This is a genomic window from Qipengyuania oceanensis (genome assembly GCF_009827535.1).
GTDB classification, from domain to species: Bacteria; Pseudomonadota; Alphaproteobacteria; order Sphingomonadales; family Sphingomonadaceae; genus Qipengyuania_C; species Qipengyuania_C oceanensis.
In genome coordinates this window covers 24,659-48,118 of sequence record NZ_WTYN01000002.1, presented here as the reverse complement: position 1 = coordinate 48,118, position 23,460 = coordinate 24,659, and the positions used below count along the sequence as shown (strand labels likewise).

At 65.3% G+C, this 23,460-nt stretch carries 27 protein-coding genes; 13 read left to right on the top strand and 14 right to left on the bottom strand.

Annotated elements, in window-relative coordinates; all coding sequences use genetic code 11:
* Positions 1-25: 25 nt before the first annotated feature.
* The 4 genes from GRI48_RS10840 to GRI48_RS10825 are packed head-to-tail and all read right to left on the bottom strand — an operon-like array spanning position 26 to position 1,952.
* Positions 26-310, bottom strand: a complete 285-nt coding sequence (locus tag GRI48_RS10840; RefSeq protein WP_006833497.1) for an NAD(P) transhydrogenase subunit alpha part 2 — start codon at positions 308-310, stop codon at positions 26-28.
* 1 nt (position 311) lies between these two features.
* Positions 312-698, bottom strand: coding sequence for a hypothetical protein (locus GRI48_RS10835; protein ID WP_160675838.1), 387 nt, complete (start codon positions 696-698; stop codon positions 312-314).
* Positions 695-1,816 carry a Re/Si-specific NAD(P)(+) transhydrogenase subunit alpha gene (locus tag GRI48_RS10830; protein ID WP_160675835.1) on the bottom strand — a complete coding sequence of 374 codons (1,122 nt, stop codon included), beginning with the start codon at positions 1,814-1,816 and terminating at the stop codon, positions 695-697. Before GRI48_RS10830 ends, GRI48_RS10835 begins: the two co-directional genes overlap by 4 nt.
* A 10-nt stretch (positions 1,817-1,826) precedes the next feature.
* The gene (locus tag GRI48_RS10825; RefSeq protein WP_160675832.1) at positions 1,827-1,952 is read right to left on the bottom strand and encodes an aa3-type cytochrome c oxidase subunit IV; all 126 of its coding nucleotides are present in this window, start codon (positions 1,950-1,952) and stop codon (positions 1,827-1,829) included.
* Between the two features lie 164 nt (positions 1,953-2,116).
* On the opposite strand from GRI48_RS10825, the gene GRI48_RS10820 reads away from it, so the two are divergent.
* The 3 genes from GRI48_RS10820 (at position 2,117) to GRI48_RS10810 (ending at position 4,990) form a co-directional block, all read left to right on the top strand.
* Positions 2,117-3,535, top strand: a complete 1,419-nt coding sequence (locus GRI48_RS10820; RefSeq protein WP_160676369.1) for a sigma-54-dependent transcriptional regulator — start codon at positions 2,117-2,119, stop codon at positions 3,533-3,535.
* A gap of 93 nt (positions 3,536-3,628) precedes the next feature.
* Positions 3,629-4,144, top strand: coding sequence for a hemerythrin domain-containing protein (locus GRI48_RS10815; protein WP_160675829.1), 516 nt, complete (start codon positions 3,629-3,631; stop codon positions 4,142-4,144).
* A gap of 66 nt (positions 4,145-4,210) precedes the next feature.
* Entirely contained in the window at positions 4,211-4,990 is a 780-nt protein-coding gene (locus tag GRI48_RS10810; protein WP_160675826.1) for an SDR family NAD(P)-dependent oxidoreductase, read from the top strand.
* Here GRI48_RS10810 and folP read toward each other — a convergent pair whose 3' ends face one another.
* The 4 genes from folP to GRI48_RS10790 all read right to left on the bottom strand — a co-directional run bounded on the left by folP (position 4,991) and on the right by GRI48_RS10790 (position 9,184).
* Complete coding sequence (folP, locus tag GRI48_RS10805; RefSeq protein ID WP_160676366.1) at positions 4,991-6,106, bottom strand: dihydropteroate synthase; 1,116 nt, start codon at positions 6,104-6,106, stop codon at positions 4,991-4,993.
* Positions 6,107-6,155: 49 nt separating this feature from the next.
* On the bottom strand, positions 6,156-7,313 hold the full coding sequence (locus GRI48_RS10800) for a site-specific DNA-methyltransferase (RefSeq protein WP_160675823.1): 1,158 nt from the start codon (positions 7,311-7,313) through the stop codon (positions 6,156-6,158).
* 199 nt (positions 7,314-7,512) lie between these two features.
* Entirely contained in the window at positions 7,513-8,433 is a 921-nt protein-coding gene (locus GRI48_RS10795; protein WP_337190815.1) for an oxidoreductase, read from the bottom strand.
* Between the two features lie 118 nt (positions 8,434-8,551).
* Positions 8,552-9,184: a ribonuclease HII gene (locus tag GRI48_RS10790; RefSeq protein WP_160676363.1), complete on the bottom strand. Its 633-nt coding sequence runs from the start codon at positions 9,182-9,184 to the stop codon at positions 8,552-8,554.
* Here GRI48_RS10790 and GRI48_RS10785 point away from each other — a divergent pair.
* The 6 genes from GRI48_RS10785 (at position 9,183) to GRI48_RS10760 (ending at position 14,137) form a co-directional block, all read left to right on the top strand.
* On the top strand, positions 9,183-10,388 hold the full coding sequence (locus GRI48_RS10785; RefSeq protein ID WP_160675818.1) for a PQQ-dependent sugar dehydrogenase: 1,206 nt from the start codon (positions 9,183-9,185) through the stop codon (positions 10,386-10,388). The two genes, GRI48_RS10790 and GRI48_RS10785, sit on opposite strands and share 2 nt — an antisense overlap.
* Positions 10,389-10,450: 62 nt before the next feature.
* Positions 10,451-10,990, top strand: a complete 540-nt coding sequence (locus GRI48_RS10780; RefSeq protein WP_160675815.1) for a GNAT family N-acetyltransferase — start codon at positions 10,451-10,453, stop codon at positions 10,988-10,990.
* Between the two features lie 20 nt (positions 10,991-11,010).
* Positions 11,011-11,571: a DUF1285 domain-containing protein gene (locus tag GRI48_RS10775; protein ID WP_160675812.1), complete on the top strand. Its 561-nt coding sequence runs from the start codon at positions 11,011-11,013 to the stop codon at positions 11,569-11,571.
* Entirely contained in the window at positions 11,568-12,173 is a 606-nt protein-coding gene (locus GRI48_RS10770) for a CoA pyrophosphatase (protein ID WP_160675809.1), read from the top strand. The genes GRI48_RS10775 and GRI48_RS10770 overlap by 4 nt, the downstream gene beginning before the upstream one ends.
* A gap of 2 nt (positions 12,174-12,175) precedes the next feature.
* Positions 12,176-13,363 carry a CCA tRNA nucleotidyltransferase gene (locus tag GRI48_RS10765; RefSeq protein WP_160675806.1) on the top strand — a complete coding sequence of 396 codons (1,188 nt, stop codon included), beginning with the start codon at positions 12,176-12,178 and terminating at the stop codon, positions 13,361-13,363.
* Positions 13,364-13,615: 252 nt separating this feature from the next.
* Positions 13,616-14,137, top strand: coding sequence for a hypothetical protein (locus GRI48_RS10760; RefSeq protein WP_160675803.1), 522 nt, complete (start codon positions 13,616-13,618; stop codon positions 14,135-14,137).
* A gap of 55 nt (positions 14,138-14,192) precedes the next feature.
* On the opposite strand, the gene parC is transcribed toward GRI48_RS10760, so the two are convergent.
* A complete protein-coding gene (gene parC, locus GRI48_RS10755; RefSeq protein WP_160675800.1) occupies positions 14,193-16,493 on the bottom strand; it encodes a DNA topoisomerase IV subunit A in 2,301 nt (766 codons plus the stop codon).
* 96 nt (positions 16,494-16,589) lie between these two features.
* On the opposite strand from parC, the gene GRI48_RS10750 reads away from it, so the two are divergent.
* Positions 16,590-17,141 carry a type 1 glutamine amidotransferase domain-containing protein gene (locus tag GRI48_RS10750; protein ID WP_160675797.1) on the top strand — a complete coding sequence of 184 codons (552 nt, stop codon included), beginning with the start codon at positions 16,590-16,592 and terminating at the stop codon, positions 17,139-17,141.
* 12 nt (positions 17,142-17,153) lie between these two features.
* On the opposite strand, the gene GRI48_RS10745 is transcribed toward GRI48_RS10750, so the two are convergent.
* Positions 17,154-17,927 carry an SDR family NAD(P)-dependent oxidoreductase gene (locus tag GRI48_RS10745; RefSeq protein ID WP_160675794.1) on the bottom strand — a complete coding sequence of 258 codons (774 nt, stop codon included), beginning with the start codon at positions 17,925-17,927 and terminating at the stop codon, positions 17,154-17,156.
* A gap of 157 nt (positions 17,928-18,084) precedes the next feature.
* Here GRI48_RS10745 and GRI48_RS10740 point away from each other — a divergent pair, with 157 nt between their 5' ends.
* The gene (locus tag GRI48_RS10740; RefSeq protein WP_160675791.1) at positions 18,085-19,005 is read left to right on the top strand and encodes a DUF4349 domain-containing protein; all 921 of its coding nucleotides are present in this window, start codon (positions 18,085-18,087) and stop codon (positions 19,003-19,005) included.
* On the opposite strand, the gene GRI48_RS10735 is transcribed toward GRI48_RS10740, so the two are convergent.
* Genes GRI48_RS10735 through GRI48_RS10725 form a run of 3 tightly spaced genes read right to left on the bottom strand, consistent with a single transcriptional unit; the run spans position 19,002 to position 21,468 of the window.
* Complete coding sequence (locus tag GRI48_RS10735) at positions 19,002-19,334, bottom strand: 2Fe-2S iron-sulfur cluster-binding protein (protein ID WP_160675788.1); 333 nt, start codon at positions 19,332-19,334, stop codon at positions 19,002-19,004. The two genes, GRI48_RS10740 and GRI48_RS10735, sit on opposite strands and share 4 nt — an antisense overlap.
* On the bottom strand, positions 19,334-20,416 hold the full coding sequence (locus GRI48_RS10730) for a cysteine desulfurase family protein (protein ID WP_160675785.1): 1,083 nt from the start codon (positions 20,414-20,416) through the stop codon (positions 19,334-19,336). The genes GRI48_RS10735 and GRI48_RS10730 overlap by 1 nt, the downstream gene beginning before the upstream one ends.
* A complete protein-coding gene (locus tag GRI48_RS10725; protein ID WP_202389318.1) occupies positions 20,413-21,468 on the bottom strand; it encodes a cysteine desulfurase family protein in 1,056 nt (351 codons plus the stop codon). The genes GRI48_RS10730 and GRI48_RS10725 overlap by 4 nt, the downstream gene beginning before the upstream one ends.
* 91 nt (positions 21,469-21,559) lie before the next feature.
* On the opposite strand from GRI48_RS10725, the gene GRI48_RS10720 reads away from it, so the two are divergent.
* Together GRI48_RS10720 and GRI48_RS10715 are read left to right on the top strand one after the other, a co-directional pair.
* Entirely contained in the window at positions 21,560-22,216 is a 657-nt protein-coding gene (locus GRI48_RS10720; RefSeq protein WP_160675782.1) for an alpha/beta hydrolase, read from the top strand.
* 301 nt (positions 22,217-22,517) lie between these two features.
* A complete protein-coding gene (locus GRI48_RS10715) occupies positions 22,518-23,195 on the top strand; it encodes an energy transducer TonB (protein ID WP_160675779.1) in 678 nt (225 codons plus the stop codon).
* Here GRI48_RS10715 and GRI48_RS10710 read toward each other — a convergent pair.
* A complete protein-coding gene (locus tag GRI48_RS10710; protein ID WP_160675776.1) occupies positions 23,173-23,406 on the bottom strand; it encodes a hypothetical protein in 234 nt (77 codons plus the stop codon). The genes GRI48_RS10715 and GRI48_RS10710 overlap by 23 nt on opposite strands.
* Positions 23,407-23,460 lie beyond the last annotated feature (54 nt).

Below are 23,460 nucleotides of genomic sequence, written 5' to 3'. Positions count from 1 at the left end.
GGGATGACGGAGAAGAGCGAGCCCATCACTTCTTCTCCTTCTTCTTGTACATGGCGAGCATTCTCGCCGTCACCGCAAAACCGCCGAAGATATTCACGCTGGCGAGCACGATGCCAAGCAGCCCCAGCCACTTCGCCCCCGGCACATCCGCCGCCGCCGCCGCGATGAGCGCGCCGACGATGATCACCGAGGAAATCGCATTGGTCACCGCCATCAGCGGCGTGTGCAGCGCGGGCGTGACCGACCAGACCACGTAATAGCCGACGAAACACGCCAGCACGAAGATCGATAGGATGCTGATGAAGTCCATGTCAGTCCCTTCTGGCGGTCCATGGCAGGACGAAGTCGCGACCCTCGCTCCAGCTCTGGCCCACGATGGTATCCCCTTCGAGGCAGCCGGAATGCTGATAGGGTCCGCTATTGTCGAATGTGCGCCATGCCGCACAAACGCGGCCTTGGCCGGCTCCCGCACGGCCTTCGCTTATCTCGCTGCCGTAAAATGTCCCCGTCATCTCGCCGGACCGCGATACCGTCAGAACCATCTGCTGGTCATATGGAGCATCCTCGAAGGAGGGGCGCAGATCGACTGTCCATTCGCCCGATAACGCCTGGACCGGCGCAGGATCTTTCGATGTCAGGGTTTCGCACCCCGCAAGCGGGATCGCAACGAGCGCCAAGGCCGAGGCATAAGCCCTCACCCCTGAAGCCTCTCGTTCACGATCTTGCCACCCTGCGTCAGCCGCACGGCATCGCCGATCTCTTCGTCGAGCACGGGCTTGCCTGCCTCGGCGTCCCAGAACGCCGACAGAAAATTGTAGAGATTGCGCGCATAAAGCGCCGATGCGTCCGCCGCCAGGTGTCCGGCGGTGTTCGAATAGCCGACGATCTTCACCCCGTGCTTCTCGACCACCTCGTCCGGCCGCGAGCCCTCTACATTCCCGCCTTGGGCGACCGCGAGGTCGAAGATCACGCTGCCCGGCTTCATGCTCGCGACCTGCGCGTCGGAGACAAGCCGCGGCGCGGGCTTGCCCGGGATGAGCGCGGTGGTGATCACGATATCCTGCTTGGCGATATGCTCGGAGACCAGCTTGGCTTGGGCGGCCTGGTATTCCTCGCTCATTTCGGTGGCATAGCCGCCCGAGCCTTCGCCTTCGATACCGGCCACTTCCTCCACGAAAACGGGCTTCGCGCCGAGCGACTGGATCTGCTCTTTCGTGGCGCTACGCACGTCGGTCGCGGAGACTTGCGCGCCGAGGCGCTTGGCCGTGGCGATTGCCTGCAGGCCCGCCACTCCCACGCCCATCACGAACACCCTGGCCGCCTGCACCGTGCCGGCAGCGGTCATCATCATCGGAAAAGCGCGGCCGTATTCGTTCGCGGCGGTCAGCACCGCCTTGTAACCGGCGAGGTTCGACTGGCTGGAGAGCACGTCCATGCTCTGCGCACGCGTGATGCGCGGCATGAACTCCATGCTCAATGCCTCGAGCCCCGCATTCGCATAGCTCTCGACCAGCGCGCCGTTACGGAACGGATCGAATGTCGCCGCGACCCATGCGCCCGGCCTCGCGCCCGCCAGCAGGGCCGGATCGGGCGCGACGACTCCCATCACGATGTCGGCGTTCGCCACCGCATCGGCAGCGGAAACGACTTCGGCACCGGCTTCGGCATAGGCCGCATCGGGGATCGAAGCCCCTGCACCCGCCCCGTGCTCGACCGCGACAGTCGCGCCGAGGGCGGCAAATTTCTTCACCGTCTCGGGGGTCAGCGCGACACGGTGTTCACCGGCCGCACGCTCTTTCAGGACTGCGATCCGCAACTGCGCGGGCTCAGCCCGAGATCAGGATGACGACGATGAAAGCGATGACCGCGATCAGGGGGACCATCCATTTCAGTTTCGCGATGAACCCGGCGTAGGTGCCGGAATGCGCCTTCATGTCGTTGCCCGAAGCCATTTTACCCTCTTGAGAATGGAATGCGTTGAATGTCGGGCGTGGGCTTAACCCGCGCGCGCACGCACCTCAAGCCCCACGGCCACCCTCGCCCGCAGGCTTAACAACCTCTTTACTCCGAACCGCTAAAGCGTGGCTTCGTACCGATGCGGGACGGATGGGAGATCATGGCGGACGATTCGCGCCTGCTGATGCTGATCGACAGGGAACCGGCGCAGAGCCGGCTCATCACGGCTGTCGCCCTGCGTGAAGGCTGGCGTACGCTGGTCGTGCGCGATGCCGAAGCCGCACTCACCGCCCTCAAGAGCGCCGAAGGCAAGGCGGTCACCGCGATCATCCTCGACCAGGCTGCGATCGGCGACCAGGCCTGCAGCCTGATCGGTGCGCTCAAGGACAAGCGGCCCGATGCACCGGTACTGATGCTCACCGGAAGCGCGTCGCCGCTGCTCGCGGTCGAGGCCATGCGCGCCGGAGCCAACGACTATCTCATCAAGCCGGTCGCGCCGGAGCGGCTGATGCAGTCGCTGCGCGCCGCGACGCAGGTCGAGGCACCGCGCAAGGAACTCCAGCCGCTTGCCGAAAAGATGCAGGGGACGCTCGACTTCGATTCGATGATCGGCACTTCTCCGCCATTCCGCTCTGCACTGGCGCAGGCGGCGAAGACCGCGCGCGGCAACGGCTCGGTGCTGATCGAGGGGGAAAGCGGCACCGGCAAGGAAATGCTGCTGCGCGCGATGCATGGCGCAAGTGCGCGGGCCAAGGCGCCGCTGCGGATCGTCAACATCGGCAGCGCATCTGCCAGCGCCATCGAATCGCTATTGTTCGGGCACGAGCCCGATGCCTTTCCGGGCGCTTTCGACCGCCAGGTCGGCGCGATTCAGCATGCCGATGGCGGCACGGTGGTGCTCGACGACATCGACCGGCTCGAACCGGCGACACAGGAAGCGCTGGCGACCATGATCGAGAGCGGCATCGTGCGCCCGGTCGGGGCGAGCCACGGCTTCCGCGTCGACGTGCGCTTCATGGCGACCAGCAACCTGCCGCTCGCCGACATGGTTTCCGAGGGCCATTTCCGCCGCGACCTGTTCGAGGCGATGTCGGGCACGCGCATCGAATTGCCGCCGCTGCGCGAGCGCGCGGGCGACATTCCGGCGCTCACTCGCCATTTCCTCGCCCGCATCGGCGAACAGCCGGGCCTGCGGCATCTGTCGATCTCCGACAGCGCATTGTCGCTGCTCGCCGCCTTCGACTGGCCGGGCAATGTCCGCCAGCTCCAGGCGGTGCTTTTCCGCGCCGCCGTGTTCTGCGACGCGCAGACGCTGACGCCGGAAAGCTTTCCCGATCTCCACGCGATCCTCGGCGATCGCGAGGACGGTGCGGGCGCGCCCTCGCAGGACGGCATGGGGGTGATGCTATACCAGCCGGACGGCAACTTGCGCCCGCTCGAGGAGATCGAGGCGGACGTCATCCGCCTCGCCATCGGCCACTATCGCGGACGTATGACCGAAGTCGCCCGGCGGCTCGGCATCGGGCGCTCGACACTCTATCGCAAGCTTTCGGACCTCGGCATCGACAATGCGGCCTAGAGACCGCGTAGGAATCGACGGGATCGTCTGACCCGGAACCCGCAGTCCGACCCTCCGTTTGGCGATCGAACCGTCAAACGAAGGAAGACCACGATGGACATCGTCGACTGCATTCTCGCCGACCACGACCGCCAGCGCCGCATGTTTGCCGCGCTCGACATGGCCCGCGACGACACCGAATCGCTCGGACAGATTTTCAACCGCCTGCGCAATTTCCTCGAGGCCCATGCCGAGGCAGAGGAACTCTATTTCTACCCCCGCCTGCTGCAGTGCGGCTCGGGCGCGCTCGACAGCGACAGCGCCGAAGAAACCACCGACGATGCGATCGACGATCACAACAAGATCGCGCACGCGGCGGAAGCTGCCGGCAAGGAGGAAGTCGGCTCAGATGCTTGGTGGAAATGCGTCGACCAGGCGAACCTGCAGAATTCAAAGCACATGAGCGAGGAAGAGCGCCAGGGCCTCACCGATTTCCGTCGCCGCGTGCCGCTGGAAGAACGTATCGCGCTCGGCATCAAGTATCTCGCCTTCGAATCGAAGCATTCGGGCCACTACGACCGCGAGGACAAGGATCCCGACGCTTACATCAAGGAAAACGAACACGCCTGAGCCTGGGCGCACAGCCATCGAGGGGCTGCTTGCCGATAGGCAGGCGGCCCCTTATCACGTCCGGTCATGGGAAAACTCGACGGAAAGATCTGCGTCGTCACCGGCGGCGCGCGGGGCATCGGCAAGGCCGTGTGCGAGGCTTTCGCGCACGAGGGCGCGCATGTCGTCCTGACCGACGTCGACGCCGATCAGGGGGCGCGGACTGCTGCCGCGCTCGGTTGCGAGTTCCTGAAGCTCGACGTCGCTAGCGAGGACGAGTGGCTCGCTTTTGCCGAGGCGCATCCGGCTATCGACGTGCTGGTCAACAATGCGGGGATCACCGGTTTCGAAGACGGCCCGGCACTACACGATCCCGAACATGCGAGCCTTGCCGAATGGCACCGCGTCCACGCGGTCAACACCGACGGCTGCTTTCTCGGTTGCCGCTATGCCCTGGGCGCAATGAAGCAGGCGGGCACGGGCGCGATCATCAACATGTCCTCGCGCTCGGGCCTCGTCGGAATACCCGGTGCGGCGGCCTATGCGGCGAGCAAGGCGGCGATCCGCAACCATACCAAGTCCGTGGCACTCTATGCGGCGCAACAGGGCTGGCAGATCCGCTGCAATTCGATCCATCCTGCCGCGATCCTGACCGACATCTGGGAGCCGATGCTTGGCGACGGGCCCGACCGCGATGCGAAGATGGCGGCGCTGGTCGCCGATACGCCGTTGAAGCGCTTTGGCACGGTAGAGGAAGTCGCCGCGCTTTGCGTGTTCCTTGCCAGTGACGACAGCGCGTACATGACCGGGACGGAGCTGACGCTGGACGGTGGATTGCTCGCCGGGAGCGCCGCCTCGCCGGGTTGATCAGTCTTCGGGCAGCATCGAGAAATCGGTCAGCGCGGCATCGCGCAAGCCCCGCCAGACGTCCCTCGCCTGGACCGTTTCCGCCACGTCGTGGACGCGGACAAGCTGAACGCCGGCGTTCATTCCGGCCACGGACAGCGCGATGCTGCCGCCGAGCCGCGCATCGACGGGTGCTTCCTTGCTCAGCGCGCCGATCATCCGCTTGCGGCTCGCGCCGAGTAGCAAGGGCTGGCCGAGCGCGTGGAACATCGGCAGCGCGTTGATCAGCGCCAGGTTTTCGGCCAGCGACTTGCCGAAGCCGATGCCCGGATCGAGCACGATCTTGGCGCGCGAGATGCCCGTCGATACCGCGCGGTCGCGCGCCCGGGCCAGCCAGTCGAACACATCGAGGACGACATTGGCGTAATTGCCGTCGGCGTGCGGATCCTCGCCTTTGCCGGGCGCGTGCATCAGCACGACCGGACAGCCACGGGCCGCGCAGAGCTCGGCGCTCCGCGGATCGAAGCGAAGGCCCGACACGTCGTTGACCACGTGCGCGCCCGCATCGAGCGCGGCTTCCATAACCGCCGCGCGCCGGGTGTCGATGCTGATCGCCGCGCCCATCCCCGCGCAATATTCAACTGCTGGCACGACCCGGGATATCTCGTCGCCTTCCCATGTCGCCGGCGCGCCCGGACGCGTGCTCTCGCCACCGATATCGACCAGCGATGCGCCCGCCTCGAGCATGGCAGCGGCGTGCTGCCGACCTGCTTCGGGATTGTCGAGAAACTGGCCGCCATCGCTGAAACTGTCGGGCGTCACGTTGAGGATGCCCATGACTTGCGGCTGGTCGAGCCGGACCGTCCGTCCCCCCAGTTCGAGCGGCGGATGCGCGAGGGTGAGATTGGTCCACTGCGCCTCGGCATCGGCCGCCAGCTCGTCGGGCAGGCGCGCCATGACGTCGTCGATCGTATCGCGGGTCGCGCGCCAGCGTTCCACGATCTCACCATCGCGCCGCACCAGCACCACGAAGCGGTGGGCATAGACCATCCCTCCGGCAAGGCGGATGCAGTCGCCCTCCTCGCTCTGCGGGCTGGCTGCAAGGCCGATCGGCTGGATGTAGACGGTGTCCGACAGTGGCAAGATGCGTCCTAACGAATGGCCGAGGCCGAATGGAAAGGTGGCTTCAGTCCTCGACGCTCAGTAGGTAGAGCTGGCGCGCGGCATCGATGGGCCTGATCTCTCCGCCGCTCTCGTAGTGCCAGAAGGTCCAGCCGTTGCAGCTGGGCGCTCCCTGCAGTTCCTTCCCGAGGCCGTGGATCGAACCCGTCTGCTTGCCGCCCGAACCCTTGAGTTCCAGCGAACCGTCGGTGCGCACGGTGGCAGTCCATCGCTGCTTCTTGTCGAACAGCTGCGTGCCCGGCTTGAGCAGGCCGGTTTCGACCAGCGCGCCGAAAGCGACCTTGGGCGCGCTGCGGCCCGCCTGCATGGTCGTGAGCGCGCTCTCGTCGAGCGGCAGCTCCTTCTCGATCCGTTTCAGCGCGGCGTCAATGTACACGCCCTCGCGCTCGCAGCCGATCCATTCGCGGCCCAGCCGCTTGGCGACCGCACCGGTCGTTCCCGTGCCGAAGAACGGGTCGAGCACGACGTCGCCCTTCTCCGTGGTGGAGAGCAGCACGCGGTAAAGCAGGCTTTCGGGCTTCTGCGTCGGGTGGACCTTGTGGCCGCCCTCCTTCAGCCGTTCGGCTCCGTTGCAAATCGGCAGGACCCAGTCGCTGCGCATCTGGAGCTCGTCGTTCAGCGTCTTCATCGCGCGGTAGTTGAAGTGATACTTCGCCTTCTCGCCTTGGCTGCACCACAGCAGCGTCTCATGCGCATTGGTGAAGCGCGTGCCGCGGAAATTGGGCATCGGGTTGGACTTGCGCCAGACGATGTCGTTGAGGATCCAGAATCCCAGATCCTGCAGGATCGCACCGACGCGGTAGATGTTGTGATAGCTGCCGATCACCCACAGCCCGCCGTCCGGCTTCAGCACGCGCTTGGCCTCGACCAGCCAATCGCGCGTGAATTCGTCATATAGCGCAAAGCTGTCGAAATGATCCCAGTCATCGGTCACGGCATCGACATGGCTGCCGTCGGGCCGGTTCAGGTCGCCGCCGAGCTGCAGGTTGTACGGCGGATCGGCGAAGACCAGGTCGACACTCGCATCGGGCAGCGACCGCATCGCCTCGATGCAGTCGCCGACCAGGATCTGCCCCAGCGGCAGGTCCCCCTTGTCGACCGGTTTCGCGCGTGCCGCGCGCCTGTTCGCAGCCGCTGGCCGCAGCTTCGTGATCTCGCCCATACCGAGACGTTCCCCCTTGAGTTATCCACAGGGTGAGTCCTCGCGGACACCGCGTCAAGCGCGAAGTGATCGCAGGATATGGTTAACGCCTCGCTAACTAGAGAGAACAGAAGGTGTCCGGCACAAGATGTTGAGTCTGTTCGGAATCCCGGGACTCGACATGCTGGGGTGTGGCCCCGAGGACTCGCTTCGGAAACGATCAGGCCGCGGCAGGTGGCAGGCCCGGATCGACGCCGGTCAGTTCTACAGACTTTGCCCACAAGCGTGCTGCCAGAAGCGGATCGCGCGCCGTCGGGGTGGCGTAAGCCGCGCCGGAGGTGTTCCCGCTCATTTCGCGCAGCCCGTAGGGTCCGTAATAGTCCCCGCCCTCGGCAGCCGGATCGGTCGCGGCCTGCAGCGCGGGAAGCGCGCCCTGCGCGCTCGTATTCAGAAAGATGCCCACCGCCGGTCCGAAGATCTTGCCCAGCACGCCCATGTGGCGCGTCAGCTCGCTCTGCGCGACGCCGGGGTGGCAGGCAATCGAGACTACCGGCGAGCCTGCCGCGCGCAAGCGCCGATCGAGTTCGAGCGCGAACAGCAGGTTGGCGAGCTTGCTCTGCCCGTAGAACTGGGTCCGCACATAGCCTCTGGAGCCGTCGAGATTGTCGAAGTCGATCTTCGCCCCGCGATGGGCGATGGACGACTGACTGACGACCCGTGCGCCCCCATCTGCCGCCAGCTTGCCCAGCAGGAGGCCGGTCAGCGCGAAATGGCCGAGGTGATTGACAGCGAACTGGCTCTCCGCCCCGCCGATCGCGTGATCGAGCGGCGGGATCATGATCCCGGCATTGTTCACCAGCATGTCGATCTTGGGCTCCTCGCCAGCCAGCCGGGCCGCCTCGCGGATCGAGGCCATGTTGGCGAGGTCGAGCGGCAAGAAGTCGAGATCGACCCGCTCCGGCCCGCGCGAGATATCCTCGATCGCAGCGGTCGCCTTGTCACCATCGCGACAGGCGAGCAGAACCCGCGCGCCCTTGCGCGCCAGGCCGCGGGCGATTTCCAGCCCGATTCCGGTGTTGGCGCCGGTGACGATGGCGGTCTTGCCGCTGAGTTCGGGAATGTCGGAAAAGGCAAAGCTCACGTGGATAATCTCCGGTATTCGGGTGTCGTGCATACAACGTGTCGAACCACGGGGCCGTTCCGAAGCCCGTCGCTCCTCGGATCGGCGTGCCAGCTTCGGATGGACGTGAGAACCGGTCTTACAGCAGCTCCAGTTGCGCGACGGGCGCGAAGCTGCGTCGATGGAGCGGACTGGGGCCGTGGACGCGCAGCGCCTCCATATGTTCGGCAGAGCCGTAACCCTTGTTGCGTTCCCACCCGTAGTGCGGATGTCGCTCGGCCGCGTCACGCATGATGCGGTCCCGATATTCCTTGGCCAGGATCGAGGCCGCTCCGATTGCGGCCTCCTTGCCATCCCCGCCGACGATCGCGCGCGCCGGCCAGCGCCAGCCTGCGTTGCGCCCCTGCGGCGTCAGGTTCCCGTCGATCAGTGCCTGGTGGCAATCGGCCCCGATCGCCTCGCACAGCCGCTCCATCGCCAGCGTCATCGCCAGCATCGTCGCGCCGAAGATGTTCAGCCGATCGATGTCGTCCACACCGACGACGCCGATGCCGAAAGCGCAGCGCCTCCTGATGACGCCCTCCAGTTCGCCCCGCCGTTTCGCAGTGAGCTTCTTGGAATCGTCCAGCCCGGAGGGACGCGGCCTGCACAAAACGACCGCCGCGGCCACCACCGGCCCTGCCAGCGGACCGCGACCGGCCTCGTCGACGCCGGCGACGATGCCATCAGCAAGCTTGGCACAAAACTCTGGCGTGGGCGTTCCGGACAACATGCAGACATCGATCCTCGGCATCGCCCTATCCCCCATCGCCCTCGTGCTCGCAAGCTGCGGACCGACCGGAGCCGGGGATAGCGAGGCGACTACCACCTCGACCCCCTCGCCCGCGACCGCCACGGGTGGCGAAAGCATCGAGCTTCAGAAAACCTCCCCCTTCGCCGCCGCCAGCTTCGGGCGCTTCGCAGAGCCATGGGCGCTGGCCATCGAGCCAGGGACCGGCAACGTGTTCATCACGGAAAAAGCCGGCACGATGAAGTTCTTCCAGCCTCGCACCGGCAGAACCGGAACGGTCAGCGGCTTGCCCAGGGTCGATTATGGTGGCCAGGGCGGCTTGGGCGATTTCGTGTTCGCGCCTGACTACGCGTCGAGCAAGACGGTTTATCTCAGCTGGGTCGAGGCCGGTGACGGCGACACGCGCGGTGCGGTCGTCGGGCGCGGCAATCTTGCGTGCCAGGACCAGGACCGCTGCGCGATCAGCGACCTGCGCATCATCTGGCGGCAGGCACCCAAGGTGACCGGCCGCGGACATTACTCGCACCGCATCGCCTTTTCTCCCGATGGACGATACCTCTTCGTCTCCAGCGGCGAGCGGCAGAAACAGGACCCTGCGCAGGACCTGTCGAACAATCTCGGCACGATCGTCCGCCTGAACCTCGACGGCACGCCCGCGGCTGGCAACCCGTTCTCCGACCGCGGCACGCCCACCGACCAGGTCTGGTCATATGGTCATCGCAACACGCTCGGCCTCGCGTTCGACCCGGATGGGCAACTGTTCAATCTGGAGCACGGCCCCGCGGGCGGTGACGAGATCAACCGGATCGAACCGGGCGAGAATTATGGCTGGCCCGTCCGCAGCAACGGCGACAATTACGACGGTTCGAAAATCCCGAACCACTCGCCGGATGACGGTTTCACCAAGCCGGTGATCTACTGGACGCCCGTTATCGCTCCCGGGGACATGATCTTCTACACAGGGGCTATGTTCGCCGACTGGCGCGGACAGGCGCTGGTTGCAAACCTGCGGACCACCTCGATCAGCCGCGTCAGCTTCGCTGCCGACAAGAACTCGGCCAAGGAAGAATCGCGCTACGAATTTCCCGAGAGACTGCGCGACATCGCACAGGGACCGGACGGTTCGCTCTGGGTGATCGAGGATGGCGAGAAGGGCCGCCTCCTGAAGCTGACCAAAGCCAGATAAGCGCGGCGGCAATGCGAAGTTGATCGACTTCGCCATCGCACCCGCATATCGGCGCGGCGCCTATGCCCACGCTCATTCCTCTGTCCCAGGTCGAACCCGCCCTGGTCGAGCAACTGCTCGACGACGCCTTCGGGCCCGACCGTCATGCGCGTACCGCCTATCGTATCCGCGATGGAATGGACTGGCTCGAGGGTTTGAGTTTTGCCGCGCTGGACGACGACGACCTGCTGGTCGGCACGATCCAGTGCTGGCCGGTCGCGCTCACCGATCCGGAGGGGCGTCGCCATCCGCTGGTGATGGTCGGTCCGGTGGCGGTCGTCCCCGGGCTCCAGGGTGAAGGCTACGGCAAGGCGCTGGTCGCCGCCTCGCTCGGTGCTATCGATAGCGGGGTGGACGAAGGCTCGATGCCGATGCCGCAAGTGCTCATCGGGGACGAATCCTATTACGGGCGCTGGGGCTTCTCCGCGGTACATACCGGCAAGTGGCATTGCCCCGGCCCCTACGATCTCGCGAGATTGCTCGTGCGCAGCTACAATCCCGGCGTCTTGCCGGTGGAAGGGATGCTCGGCCCGTGGTCGCCGCACTTGGCGAGCGATAGCTGATCTGGCATCGCACGCCGCAGATGCCTTACGAACCTCCACCAGAACTCGCCGGCATGACGCTGGCGCAAATCGCCGACCTGGTCGCCCAGCGCAAGCTGCCCCCGGTCGAAGGCTGGGCTCCGCAGCAGGATGGCGACAGCGGGATGCGGATTGCCGCCGACGGCACCTGGTACCACGACGGATCGCCCGTCACCCGCGGCGCAATGGTCCGCGCCGTTTCGGGCCTGCTCACGTGCGATGCGGACGGGCAGCACTGGCTGGTCACGCCGTTCGAGCGGCTGACCATCGAGGTCGAGGATGCCTGCTTCATCGCGACCGACGTGACCGAGCGTGACGGTGCGCTGGCCTTTCGCCTGAATACCGACGACCTGGTTCTGGCCGGTCCGGAACACCCGATCCGCGTTGCGGGCACGCCGGAAGAGCCGGCTTGCTACGTCATGGTCCGGCGTGGCTGCGAAGCCCGGCTGAACCGCAGTACCTGGGCGCAACTGGTCGAAATCGCGATCGCGCAGGGTGGCAGCGAGGCCGATGGCTGGGCAGTGACCAGCCAGGGCGAGAACTTCCCGCTGACGCCGCCATGAGCGCGCTGTTCGATCGCCTCTCGCACCTGTTCCACCATGGACACCGCGAGGACATTCCCGACCTGCTGACAGATGCACGCTTTGCCGACCTCGACCGGACGGCCGACGCGGCCGTGTTGATCGCGGTGACCGAGCGCGCGGAACCCGGCGTCATCCTCACCCAGCGACCCACGCAGATGCGCGACCACCCTGGTCAGGTCGCTTTCCCCGGGGGGAAGCTCGATCCCGGGGAGGACGCGATCACGGCAGCATTGCGGGAGGCGCATGAAGAGCTCGAGATGCGTCCTGCCGACGTTCGCGTCATCGGGAGCACCGACCGCTACCAGACCGGAACCGGTTTCGACATAACCCCGGTGCTGGGCATCATCCCTCCCGATTTGCCACTCGTTCCCAATCCGGGAGAGGTCGAAGCATGGTTCGAGGTCCCGCTCGCGCACCTGATGCTGCGGGAGAACTGGAAAACCAATTCGGTGTGGTGGAAAGGCGCCGAGCGCGAGTATCTCGAGATGCACTACGAAGGTTTCCGCATCTGGGGCGTGACTGCCGCGATCATCGCCAATCTTTCGCGCCGTCTCGCCTGGCACGAACTGGTGGAGCGCTGACAATGGCAAGGCTGCCCGCCGCCGAATGGACCGGGCGAGAAGAACTCGCGGCACTGGTGGACGCCCTGGGTCACGGCAAGGTGCGCTGGGTCGGCGGTGCCGTGCGCGACACGCTGCTCGGCAGCCCGGTGCACGACATCGACGCGGCGACCCCGCTTTCCCCGCAGGAGGTCATTGCCGCCTGCACCAAGGCCGGCATACGCACGGCACCGACCGGGATCGAGCACGGCACGATCACCGCGATCGTCGAGGGCGGAAACGTCGAGATCACCACGCTGCGCAAGGATGTCGAGACCGATGGACGGCGTGCGACGGTCGAGTTCGCACAGGAATGGCGCGACGATGCGGCCCGACGCGATTTCACCATCAACGCGCTCTATGCCGACCCTGAGACGCTCGAGATCCACGATTATTTCGGCGGCCTGGACGATCTGGCGGCACGGCGCGTCCGCTTCATCGGCGATGCTCGCGAGCGCATCCGCGAGGATTACCTGCGCCTCCTGCGCTATTTCCGGTTCCAGGCGCGATTCGGCTCGCAGCTGGATGCCGATGCGGAGGATGCCTGCAAGGATCTTGCCGAGGGCTTGCGCGGCCTTTCGCGTGAGCGGGTCGGCTGGGAATTACAGAACCTGCTTGCCCTGACCGATCCATCGGCCACCGTCGCGCGAATGCGGACACTGGGCGTGCTGCAGGTCGTCTTGCCGGAAGCCAGCGCACGCGAAGTCGCGGCGCTGGCGGCTCTTGTTGCGGAAGAAAGCCGCCAGGATGTCCAGCCCGATGCCATGCGCCGGCTCGCCGCTCTCCTCCCCGCGCTTCCGCCCGTCGCCGAGCAGGTCGCAGCGCGCCTGCGCCTGTCTCGCAGCCAGCGCGCGCGCCTTGGCTGTGTCGCCGCGCGAACGTCGGACGATCCAGCCGACCCACGGGGTCTCGCCTATCGCGAAGGGCTAGCCTGTGCGACCGATCGGTTGCTGCTGCTGGGTGCGAGCACCAGTCCACTCGACGGATGGGAACTGCCGGAACTGCCGCTGAAGGGAGGCGAGATCGTCGCCCGCGGCGTCGGCAAGGGGCCGGAAGTCGCGCGGATCCTCCAGGCAGTCGAACGCCGGTGGATCGAGGCAGGATTCCCTGGCCGCAAGGCGGTCGAGGCCATGCTTGACGACGAGTTGTTGCAGACCCGCGACGAAAGCTGACAGCGAAGGCTCCGCTTCAGCTTCGCTTCAGCCGCGCGCCGCTAAAAACTTGGCACAGGGGTTGCTTCGACCGATCGGTCTTGGATAAGCAAACCCGTCGCGCCTTGGCGCGGCATTCGCGCATGATCGCTCCTGAAGCGGGCAATCGCCGGCCTCGCGGTCACTCGCGCAGACATTTTAACGCACTCCTGCTGGGCGCGCGCTTTCGCGTGTGGGGGGAGCGCACCTTTTGAACCGAACAGGAGTCACCGAATGAAAATCGCGAAACTCGCTATTGCCGCAGCAGCGCTTGCCGCCGCTCCCGCTCTCGCCAACGACCAGGTCGTCGCGGGCGCAACCGTTACCGGACCGGAAGGCAACACGGTCGGCACCATCGAGACTGTCGCCGACGGCCAGGTCGTCCTCGACACGGGCAAGCACAAGGTTCCGCTGGCAGTCGACAGTTTCGGCAAGGGTGAAACCGGCCCGACGATCACCGTTACCAAGGCGCAGATCGACCAGATGATGGACGAGCAGGTCGCCGCCGCCCACGCCAAGCGCGATGCCGCACTCGTCGCGAGCGCGGCGGTGGTCAGCGCCAAGGGTGCGCCGCTCGGCGTGATCGACAGCGTCGATGGCGACGACGTGATCGTTGCCCTGGCCGAAGGCCCGGTCGCCCTGAAGCGCGAACATTTCGCGGTCGACGCCAACGGGCAGTTGATGGCGCTGTTCACGGTCGAGCAGATCGAGCAGGCAGTAGCCGCTGCAGCGCCGGCGGCAGACGCAGCGAGCTGAGCCTGGCATCATTCGAGCAAGAAAGGCCGGAGGAGTGATCCTCCGGCCTTTTTCGTTATCCGAACCTGTTGTCCCGCGGGAATCCCTGCGGCGGCAACCGTCCGGCGCCTCCGCGCGCCACCTTCCACTGCCAGATGTCGCTCTCGGTCCGCGTCCGGTCGCCCTTGCCGCCCATCCTCCAGGACAAGCCGTCTTCCAGCCGGAAGGTCCGCGCATCGGCAAGCCCGCCATCGCGATAGCGCTGCAAGGTAACGCCCTGCCCGCGCCCCAGTTCGGGCACTTCCTCGAGATTGAAGACGACCAGCTTCCGGTTGTCGCCGACCGCTGCGACGTGATCGTCGGTTTCGGCGATCGGATAGACGACCACCAGCTTCGCGTCGCCCTTCAGGTTGACGACCTGGCGCCCTTTGCGGGTTTCGGCGAGAAGGTCGGTCGTGTTGGCGACGAAGCCCTTGCCGGTCGAAGCCACCAGCAGCAGGCGACGCTTGTCGCCATGCGGCACCAGCGCGACGATTTCGGCCTCGGCATCGATGTCGAGCGTGTTGCGCAGCGGTTCGCCGAAGCCGCGCGCGCCAGGCAGCTTGTCGGCACCAACCGTGAAGAACCGGCCGTCGTCGGCAGCGACCAGCAGCTTGTCGGTCGTCTGGACATGCAGCGCGAAGGCGTGCTCGTCCCCCTCCTTGTACTTGAAGTCGCCGCAGCCATCCTCGCCCAGATCGACGTGGCCCTTGGCGGCTCGGATCCAGCCCTTCTTCGAAAGGATGACCGTCACCGGCTCCTTCTCGATCATCGCGTCCATGCTGAATTCGACCACCGGGGCCGCTTCCGCAATGGTCGTCCGCCGCGCGCCGAGCGGGGTATCGAGCGCATAGTCCTTCTGCAGCGACTTGAGATCGCGCTTGAGGCGGGTGCGCTGGCGCGCCGGGCTGTCGAGCAGCTTCTGCAGTTCCTCTTGTTCGGCGAGCAGGTCGTCCTTCTCGCCGCGCAGCTGCATTTCTTCCAGCTTGCGCAAGGAGCGCAGGCGCATGTTGAGGATCGCTTCGGCCTGCCGGTCGGTCAGGCTGAATTCGGCCATCATCACCTGCTTGGGCTCGTCCTCGGTGCGGATGATCTCGATCACCCGGTCGAGGTTGAGGAAGGCGATGATGTAGCCTTCGACCAGTTCCAGCCGCCGGGCGATCTGGTCGAGCCGGTGCAGGCTGCGCCGTTGCAGGATGTCGATTTGGCTGCGGACCCAGTGCTCCAGCAATTCCTTCAGCCCCATGACCATCGGGGTGCGGGTCGCATCGAGGACATTGAGGTTGAGGCCGAAGCGCGTTTCCAGATCGGTCAGCTTGTAGAGCGATTCCTTGAGCAGTTCGGGATCAACGTTGCGGCTGCGCGGCACCAGCACGATGCGGACCTGCTCGTCGCTTTCGTCGCGCACGTCTTCCAGGATCGGCAGCTTCCTGTCGGCGATCGCCTGCGCGATCTGCTCGATCAGCTTGCCCTTGGCGACCTGGTAGGGAATCTCGGAAATGACCAGCTGGTAGCCGCCACCCTTCAGCCGCTCGATCCCGGCCTCGCGATCCTCCGCCTTCTCGGCTTCGGCGGCATGGAAACGGCCGCGCAGACGGAAGCTGCCGCGACCAGTCTCGTAGGCTTGCGAAATGCTCTGCGCACTGTCGACGACGAGCCCGCCGGTGGCAAAGTCGGGCCCCTGGAACAGCTCCATCAATCGGGCGTGTTCGACGTGCGGATTGTCGATCAGCTCGAGCGTCGCATCGATCACCTCGGAGACATTGTGGCTGGGGATGCTGGTGGCCATGCCGACCGCGATCCCGCTCGCCCCGTTGGCAAGCAGGTTCGGGAACAGCCCGGGCATGATGTCGGGCTCTTCCTCCTCGCCGTTGTAGGTCGGGATGAAGTCGACCGTGCCTTCGTCGAGCCCGGCCATGAGCTGCATCGCCGTCTTGGTCAGTCGCGCCTCGGTGTAGCGATAGGCCGCCGCGTTATCGCCGTCGATATTGCCGAAGTTGCCCTGCCCTTCGACCAGCGGATAGCGGAGCGAGAAATCCTGCGCGAGGCGGACCATCGCATCGTAAGCCGCGGTATCGCCGTGGGGGTGGTACTTGCCGATCACCTCGCCGACCACGCGGGCGGACTTCTTGAAAGTGTTGGTTGGATCGAGCTTCAATTGCCGCATCGTCCACAACAGGCGGCGGTGGACCGGCTTCAACCCGTCGCGCAGGTCGGGCAGCGAGCGCGCCGTAATCGTGCTGAGAGCATAGACAAGATAGCGCTCCTCGAGCGCGGAATCGAAGGGCGCATCAACGATCGCGTCGAACGGATCTTTTTCGTCTTCAAGGACTGCCATGCGGCTCGCCCTATCACCGCAACAGCTCGGCTAACAGGGCGGAACGGTCTGCTGTCCCCACGCATTGAACGGGTAACACGAAATAAGGAGTTACCCATGAAACGCGTACTGATTATCGCCACCGACGGCTTCGAACAGAGCGAGCTGATGAAGCCGCGCAAGAACCTCGACAACCAGGGTTTCGAAACGACCGTAGCCAGCCTCGAAGACGGAGAGATCAAGGGCTGGGATCAGAAGGATTGGGGCGAAAGCGTTGCGGTCGACCTGACCGTCGACGAGGTCGCTGTCGGCGATTACGACGCACTTCTGCTGCCCGGCGGACAGATGAACCCGGACATTCTTCGCATGAATGACAAGGTCATCGACCTGATCCGCCAGTTCGACAGCGCGGGCAAGCCGATCGCCGCGATCTGCCACGCGCCTTGGCTGCTCGCCGAAGCGAATCTCGTCAACGGCCGCACGGTGACGGGTTGGCCCTCGATCCGCACGGACCTCACCAATGCCGGTGCCAAGGTCGTCGACCAGGAAGTCTCGGTCGATGGCAATCTCATCACGAGCCGCAAGCCGGAAGACATCCCCGCCTTCAGTAAGGCGCTGATCGAAATGCTCGGCGAAAGCGCGGAAAAGCGCGAGATGGAAACCGCCTGATCACCACATGTTTCATCGCCCGCCAGTGACGTAGAGGCACTGACCGGTGATCCAGCTAGCCGCTGGCGAGGCGAGGAACACAACTGCCGACGCGATATCGCGCGGCTCTCCGTATCGACGCATCGGGATCCCGATGTGCTTGAGGAGAGCCGCGCGTTTTTCTTGGGTGTCCGTGCCCATGCAGTCGTCGAAATTCTCGGTCGGGATGGGGCCCGGCGCGACAGCGTTGACCCGGATTGTCGGGGCAAGTTCCCACCCGAGTGTCTCGGTCAGACTGTTGGTCGCCGCTTTTGCCGCCCCGTACGGGCCGTTCTTGACTTGCGGACCATAAGCTGCGCGCGACGAGATGTTGACGATCGCGCCACCTGCCTCGCCCATCGCCCGCGCGGCCACGGTCGAACCCATCCACACCGCCTTGAGGTTGAGATCGATCTGCGCGTCGAAGCTCTCTTCACTCGTCCGGGTGAGGTAATCGGGCGTTCCGCCGGGTATGCCGCCGGCATTGTTCACCCATATATCCAACTTGCCGAACTGCGCGATCGCGGCCTGTGCGAGTGCCTCGAGCGCTGAGCGGTCGGTGGCATCGCTCGCCACCGCGAGTGCGCGGCGGCCGGTTGCGCGGATTTCGTCGGCGACCGTGTCGAGATCGGCCTGGGTGCGGGAAGCGACCACGACGTCCGCCCCTGCCTCTGCCAACCCGATGGCGATCGAGCGGCCGATGCCCTTGCCTGCCCCGGTCACGACGGCGACCTGACCGTCCAGCGCGAATTGGTCGAGAATTGCCATGCACGTCTCTCCTCTTTCTGGCGGACAGTGGCGCGCACAAAAGCCTGGTGAAACTGCCCGATCAGCTAGGACAGCGGAACCGAACTTGACCTCGCGGCTTAATTATGGCGAGAATGTGGCAAAACTTTGGCGCAATTGAGGCAAGAGAGGAAGCAATATGGCTAAGACAATGACAAGCATGGCGCTCGGCGGAGCGGCTGCACTGGCGCTGCTGGCGGGATGTTCGGAAACTGGCGACCCCTACGAGGTTTCCGGCGAAGAGGCCGCCACCGCCGACATGGCGATGACCGAATCGACCGAAAACGAGGACACGCAAGCCTCGTCGAGCGGCGAAATGCGATCGATTTCCGCCGCCCCGGACATTCCCGTCTCGCTGCCGAAGATCGCCTACGTTTTCGATTACGGCTTCCGGCTGGCGGGCGAAGACATCCCCACGCTGCAGCAGAAGCACGCCGACATGTGCGAGGCGCAGGGGCCGTATGCATGCCGAATCCTGTCGATGAGCCAGGACGGCGAGCCGGGCAATTACACCAGGGGCACGCTCCAGCTGGCCGTCGTTTCGGACAAGGCGCGCGGTTTCGGCACGAAGCTTGGCGAAGCTGCCCAGGCGGTCGAGGCCGAGGCGACCGGGGCGACCATCGCGGGCGAGGACCTGTCGAAGGCGATCGTCGATACCGAGGCGCGGCTGCGTTCGCGAATGGTCCTGCGCGACCGGTTGCTCGAGGTGCTGCAGACCCGGCGGGGCACGGTCGCCGAACTGGTCGAGGCGGAGCGCAGCGTTGCCCGCGTCAACGAGGAGATCGACCAGGCGAGGAGCTGGCTGGAGGAAATGAAGACCCGCGTCGCCTACAGCCGGGTCAATATCGCCTACGAATCCGGCGCCCCACCCGCGAGCGGATTCGTGGATCCGATCCGCGATGCGCTCGGCTCGGTCGGAGCGATCCTCGGCACGGTGATCGCGGGCCTGATCCTGTTCGGGGCGCTCGCGATTCCGCTCGCGCTGCTGGTCTGGCTCGGGCTTAAACTGCGCCGCCGATTTGCCGGAGCCGGGGCCGGAGCCGAGCCCGAGGCGGTCTAGATCCGGCGCATGTCGTTGCTCTCGGCGGGGATGGTCACTGCCAGCCCGTCGAGAGCATCGGACAGCTCGATCTGGCACGACAGCCGGCTCGTCGCGCGAGCGCCGGCGGCAAGGTCGAGCATGTCCTCTTCTTCATCGCTCGCCGGTACGAGCCGGTCGAACCAATCCTTGTCGACGATCACATGGCACGTCGAACAGGCCATCTGCCCTTCGCAGGTGCCTTCCAGCGGCATCCCCGCCGCCTGGCCGACGCGCAGCAGATTATCGCCCGCAGCGCCCTCGGCTTCCACGGTTTCGCCCCGCGGTGTCGTGAAAGTGACGCGAACCATCAGCCCAGCCCCTGTGCCTTCGCTGCCTCGGCGATCTTGCCGCAGCCCTTCTCGATCTCGTCCATCGTGGTGTAGCGTCCGAAGCCGATCCTGATCGAGCTCTTAGCGGCCTTGTCCGACAGGCCGACGGCTCTCAGCACGTGACTGGTACGGCCCGATCCGCTGGCGCAGGCGCTGCCGGCGGAGAACATCACGTCGCGGCAGTCGCTCATCAGCCTTGCGACGTCGAGGCCGTTCTTGCGCAGGTTGAGATTCCCGTGCCACCGGGCGCTCTCGCTGCCGTTGACGACCCAGTTGTCGAGGATGTCGCGCGCCTTCGTCCAGAGCTTATCGATATGCTCGGCATCGCGCTCCATCCGTTCCTTCGCTTCCTTCGCAGCAATTCCGAAGCCGGCGCACAATGCAGGGCTAAGCGTGCCCGAACGCAGGCCTTCCTCCTGCCCGCCCCCGGTCTGCACCTCGTCGATATCGAGACCGCTGCGGATCCACAGCGCACCCACCCCCTTGGGACCGTGCAGCTTGTGCGCGGATACGGCGATCATGTCCGCGCCGGTAACGTCCATCTTGCCGTAAGCCTGCACCGCGTCGCACAGGTAGAGCGCGTTCGCCTGCTTGGCCTTGCGATGCCAATCCACCGTCGGCTGGATCGTGCCGATCTCGTTGTTGACCTGCATCACCGCGACCAGCCGCGTGTCGGCAGGCAAGTCCTGCTTCGTGTTGCACTGGCCGTTCTTCGCGACATTCAGTTCGTGGCAATTGCCGAGCGATCGCGCGGTATCGAGCACGGCTGCGTGCTCGATCGCGGAGACGGAGATGGTGCCCGCCTGCTGCGCTGTCCCTCTCATGGCGAGATTGATCGCTTCGGTCGCGCCGCTGGTGAAAATGACCTTGCCGCCTGCGGGGAACAGCGCCGCCACCCTGTCGCGCGCGACCTCGATCGCCGCCGCGGCCTGCCGGCCCATGCGATGCGCGCTGTGCGGATTGCCGAAGCCCGAGCCGCCCGGCCCATCGAGCCAGCGCAGCATTTCGTCGCGCGCTTCTGGAGCGAGCGGAGTGGTCGCCTGATAGTCGAGATAGATCATGTGAGCGACTTCCAAGCGTTTGCGAAGGCATCGAGTTCCGCGGCGGTCGTGTTCCAGCCCATGCTGACGCGGATCGTGCGGCTGGCGGTGTCGTCGTCGATCCCGAATGCATCGAGCACGCGGCTCTTCTTGAGCGTGCCCGAAGAGCACGCGCTGCCCGCCGAGACGGCCAAGCCCATTGCATCGAGCCGGATCAATTGCGCCTGCGCGCTGAGCGACTGGTGGGTGATCGCAAAGATATGGTCGCTGTGGACCTGCCCCGTCACCAGCATCTCGCCTGCGAGCTGATCCATGAAGCCCGACCGTTGTTCGCGCGTCGATCGCCAGCCATCGAAGCCGCCTGTTTCCAGCGCAGCAGCCATGCTCAGTGCGGCGGGCAGGTTTTCCGTCCCGGCGCGGTAGCCGCGCTCGTGCCCGCCTACAGGTTCGAGCAGGGCGAAGTCGCGTACCAGCAATGCGCCGATCCCGATGGGTCCGCCGAATTTGTGCGCGCTGACCACCGCCATGTCGCAATCCGGAAGCTCGATCTTGCCGGCCCCTTGCGAGCAATCGACAAGCAGTACCCCGCCGGCATTTGTTACGCGGGCGAGCACTTCGCCCATCTCGTGAAACATGGCTCCGGTTTCCGGATTGACCTGCTGGATCGCGACGACCGCTGCGCCGAGGTCCGCATCCAGCACGACCTCACCGTTCTCGATCGGCAGCACCTCGGCATCGGGCGCGGCGCGGAACACCGCGTCGTGCTCCACCGCGCTGACGATCCGCCGCCTGGCCTTTGCGCGGTTGAGGGCAATCCACAGCGCCTCGCTCGCACCGCTAGTGAAGATCAACTCGCCATCCCACGCCAGAGCCTGCTTTACCCTGTCGCGCGCATCCTCCAGCGCGGCCTTCGCCCGGCGCCCTTCGGCATGGGGCGAAGAGGGGTTCGCCCAGAGCCCGATACCCTTTTCCATCGCCGCCTGTGCTTCGGGGCGAAGCGGGCTGGTCGCGGCATGGTCGAGATAGATGCGTTCGGGGATGGGACGGGCCTGACGTGGGAAAGCGTGAAACAATTGCGATTTTTGCGCGAAACCCTATATAGCCCGCGACTTCGCGCGCGCCACCCGGACCGCGCGGCCCCGACATCATCTGACAGGTTCCTGCATGCCCTCAGTCATCTTTCCCGGCCCCGAAGGCCGTCTCGAAGGTCGTTTCTCTCCCGGCCCGCGTCCGCGCGCGCCCGTGGCGATGATCCTGCACCCGCATCCCCAAGGCGGCGGCACGATGAACGAACGGATCACGCAGGAGCTCTACAAGACCTTCGTCGACCGCGGTTTTGCGACCCTTCGCTTTAACTTTCGCGGCGTCGGCCGCAGCCAGGGCAGTTTCGACAATGGTATCGGCGAGCTGTCGGATGCGGCATCGGCGCTCGACTGGGTCCAGTCGATCCATCCCGAAGCGCAGACCACCTGGGTCGCCGGCGTCAGCTTCGGAGCGCTGATCGGGATGCAATTGCTGATGCGCCGCCCCGAAGTGCGCGGCTTCATCTCCATTGGCGCGCCGGCCAACATGTATGATTTCAGTTTCCTCGCGCCCTGCCCCGCAAGCGGCATCTTCATTCAGGGTGCGGCCGATACGGTCGTCCAGCCGAGCGCCGTGCAGAAGCTGGTCGACAAGCTGCGCACGCAAAAGCACATCACGATCCACCACGAGGAAATTCCCCGCGCCAATCACTTTTTCGAGAACGAACAGAAGGAGCTGATGGATTCGGTGAACAACTACCTCGATTTCCGTCTCTCACCGGATTGCCCGATCAAGTAATTCCGGCATCACGATGAAAAAGCAAACGGGCGGTCCTGCATGGGCCGCCCTTTTCTGTTCATGCGGTCGCATTTCGGCCAGGGTGCTCTACGCAAATAAGCTGTTAAGCTGGGATCTCCCGCCGGGCGGGACAGACCGGCCATTTCCGTCCGACCTCAGGTTCCGTTGCATCGGGAAACGCGAAAGTCCTTGCAAACATATGTAACTTCATATCATTTAGGTAATGTTGTAACATAAAGGTTGGGGGCCGGCTCTATCCACCCTGGGGTCGGTTCCCGCCAGCAAGCGAGAGGAACCCGCCATGGCCTATGCCGATAACTTCAACCGAGCCGCCCGCCCCGGGCCCATCGCCGCCGTGATCGCGATCCATGCCGGCATCGGATATTTGCTGGTAACCGGGCTCGGCGGCGCGATCATGGATCGTATCATCCAGCAGAATCCCGATGTGATCGATATCCCGATCGATCCGCCCACGCCGATCGACGAGCCTCCCCCGCCGCAGCCCGAGGATTCGGCCGTCGATCCGATCGTGCAGGTTCCCGCTCCTCCGCTGGACTTCAACAAGCCGGCCGATTTCAAGGTGGAGCCTGCCGACCTGCCGCCGGTCGACGACTTCATCATCACCAAGATCCCGGTACCGATGCCGACGCCGGGCCCGAGTGTGGCTCCCAAGCCCAGCTTCGATCCGGTCGCGGCGCGTCCGCGCAACGATCCTTCGCGCTGGGTGACGACGGACGACTACCCGTCCGCCGAGATTCGCAAGGGTAGCGAGGGAACCGCGCGGTTCCGGCTCCAGATCGCGGCGAATGGCAAGGTCGAGAGCTGCACCATCACCCGATCGAGCGGGTCGGCCCGGCTCGACGAAGCCACATGTCGTAATGTCGAGCGGCGAGCCAAGTTCGATCCGGCGCGCAATGGCGAAAACCAGCCGGTGGCCGGTCGTTACGAAAGCTCGGTCAAATGGGTACTGCCGGAGTAGCGGCCTGCCGTTGCTGCTCCTCCACCCGGTCGAGCGGCGCATCGCCGCTCGCATCGGGGACCGTCCAGATCGCCACATTGGCGAGCATGATCAGCGCGAGCAGGATCATCAGGAATACCTGCCTGGTGCTCCCTCCCTTCCGCCAAAGCACGAATGCGCCGCCGAGCAACAGGACGGCGCCGAGAACCACGACTGACAGGACGGTATCCATCGGGTCACCTTTCGCCGCCCGCGCCGCGTGGCGCAAGCCCGGTCGAAATTCTCG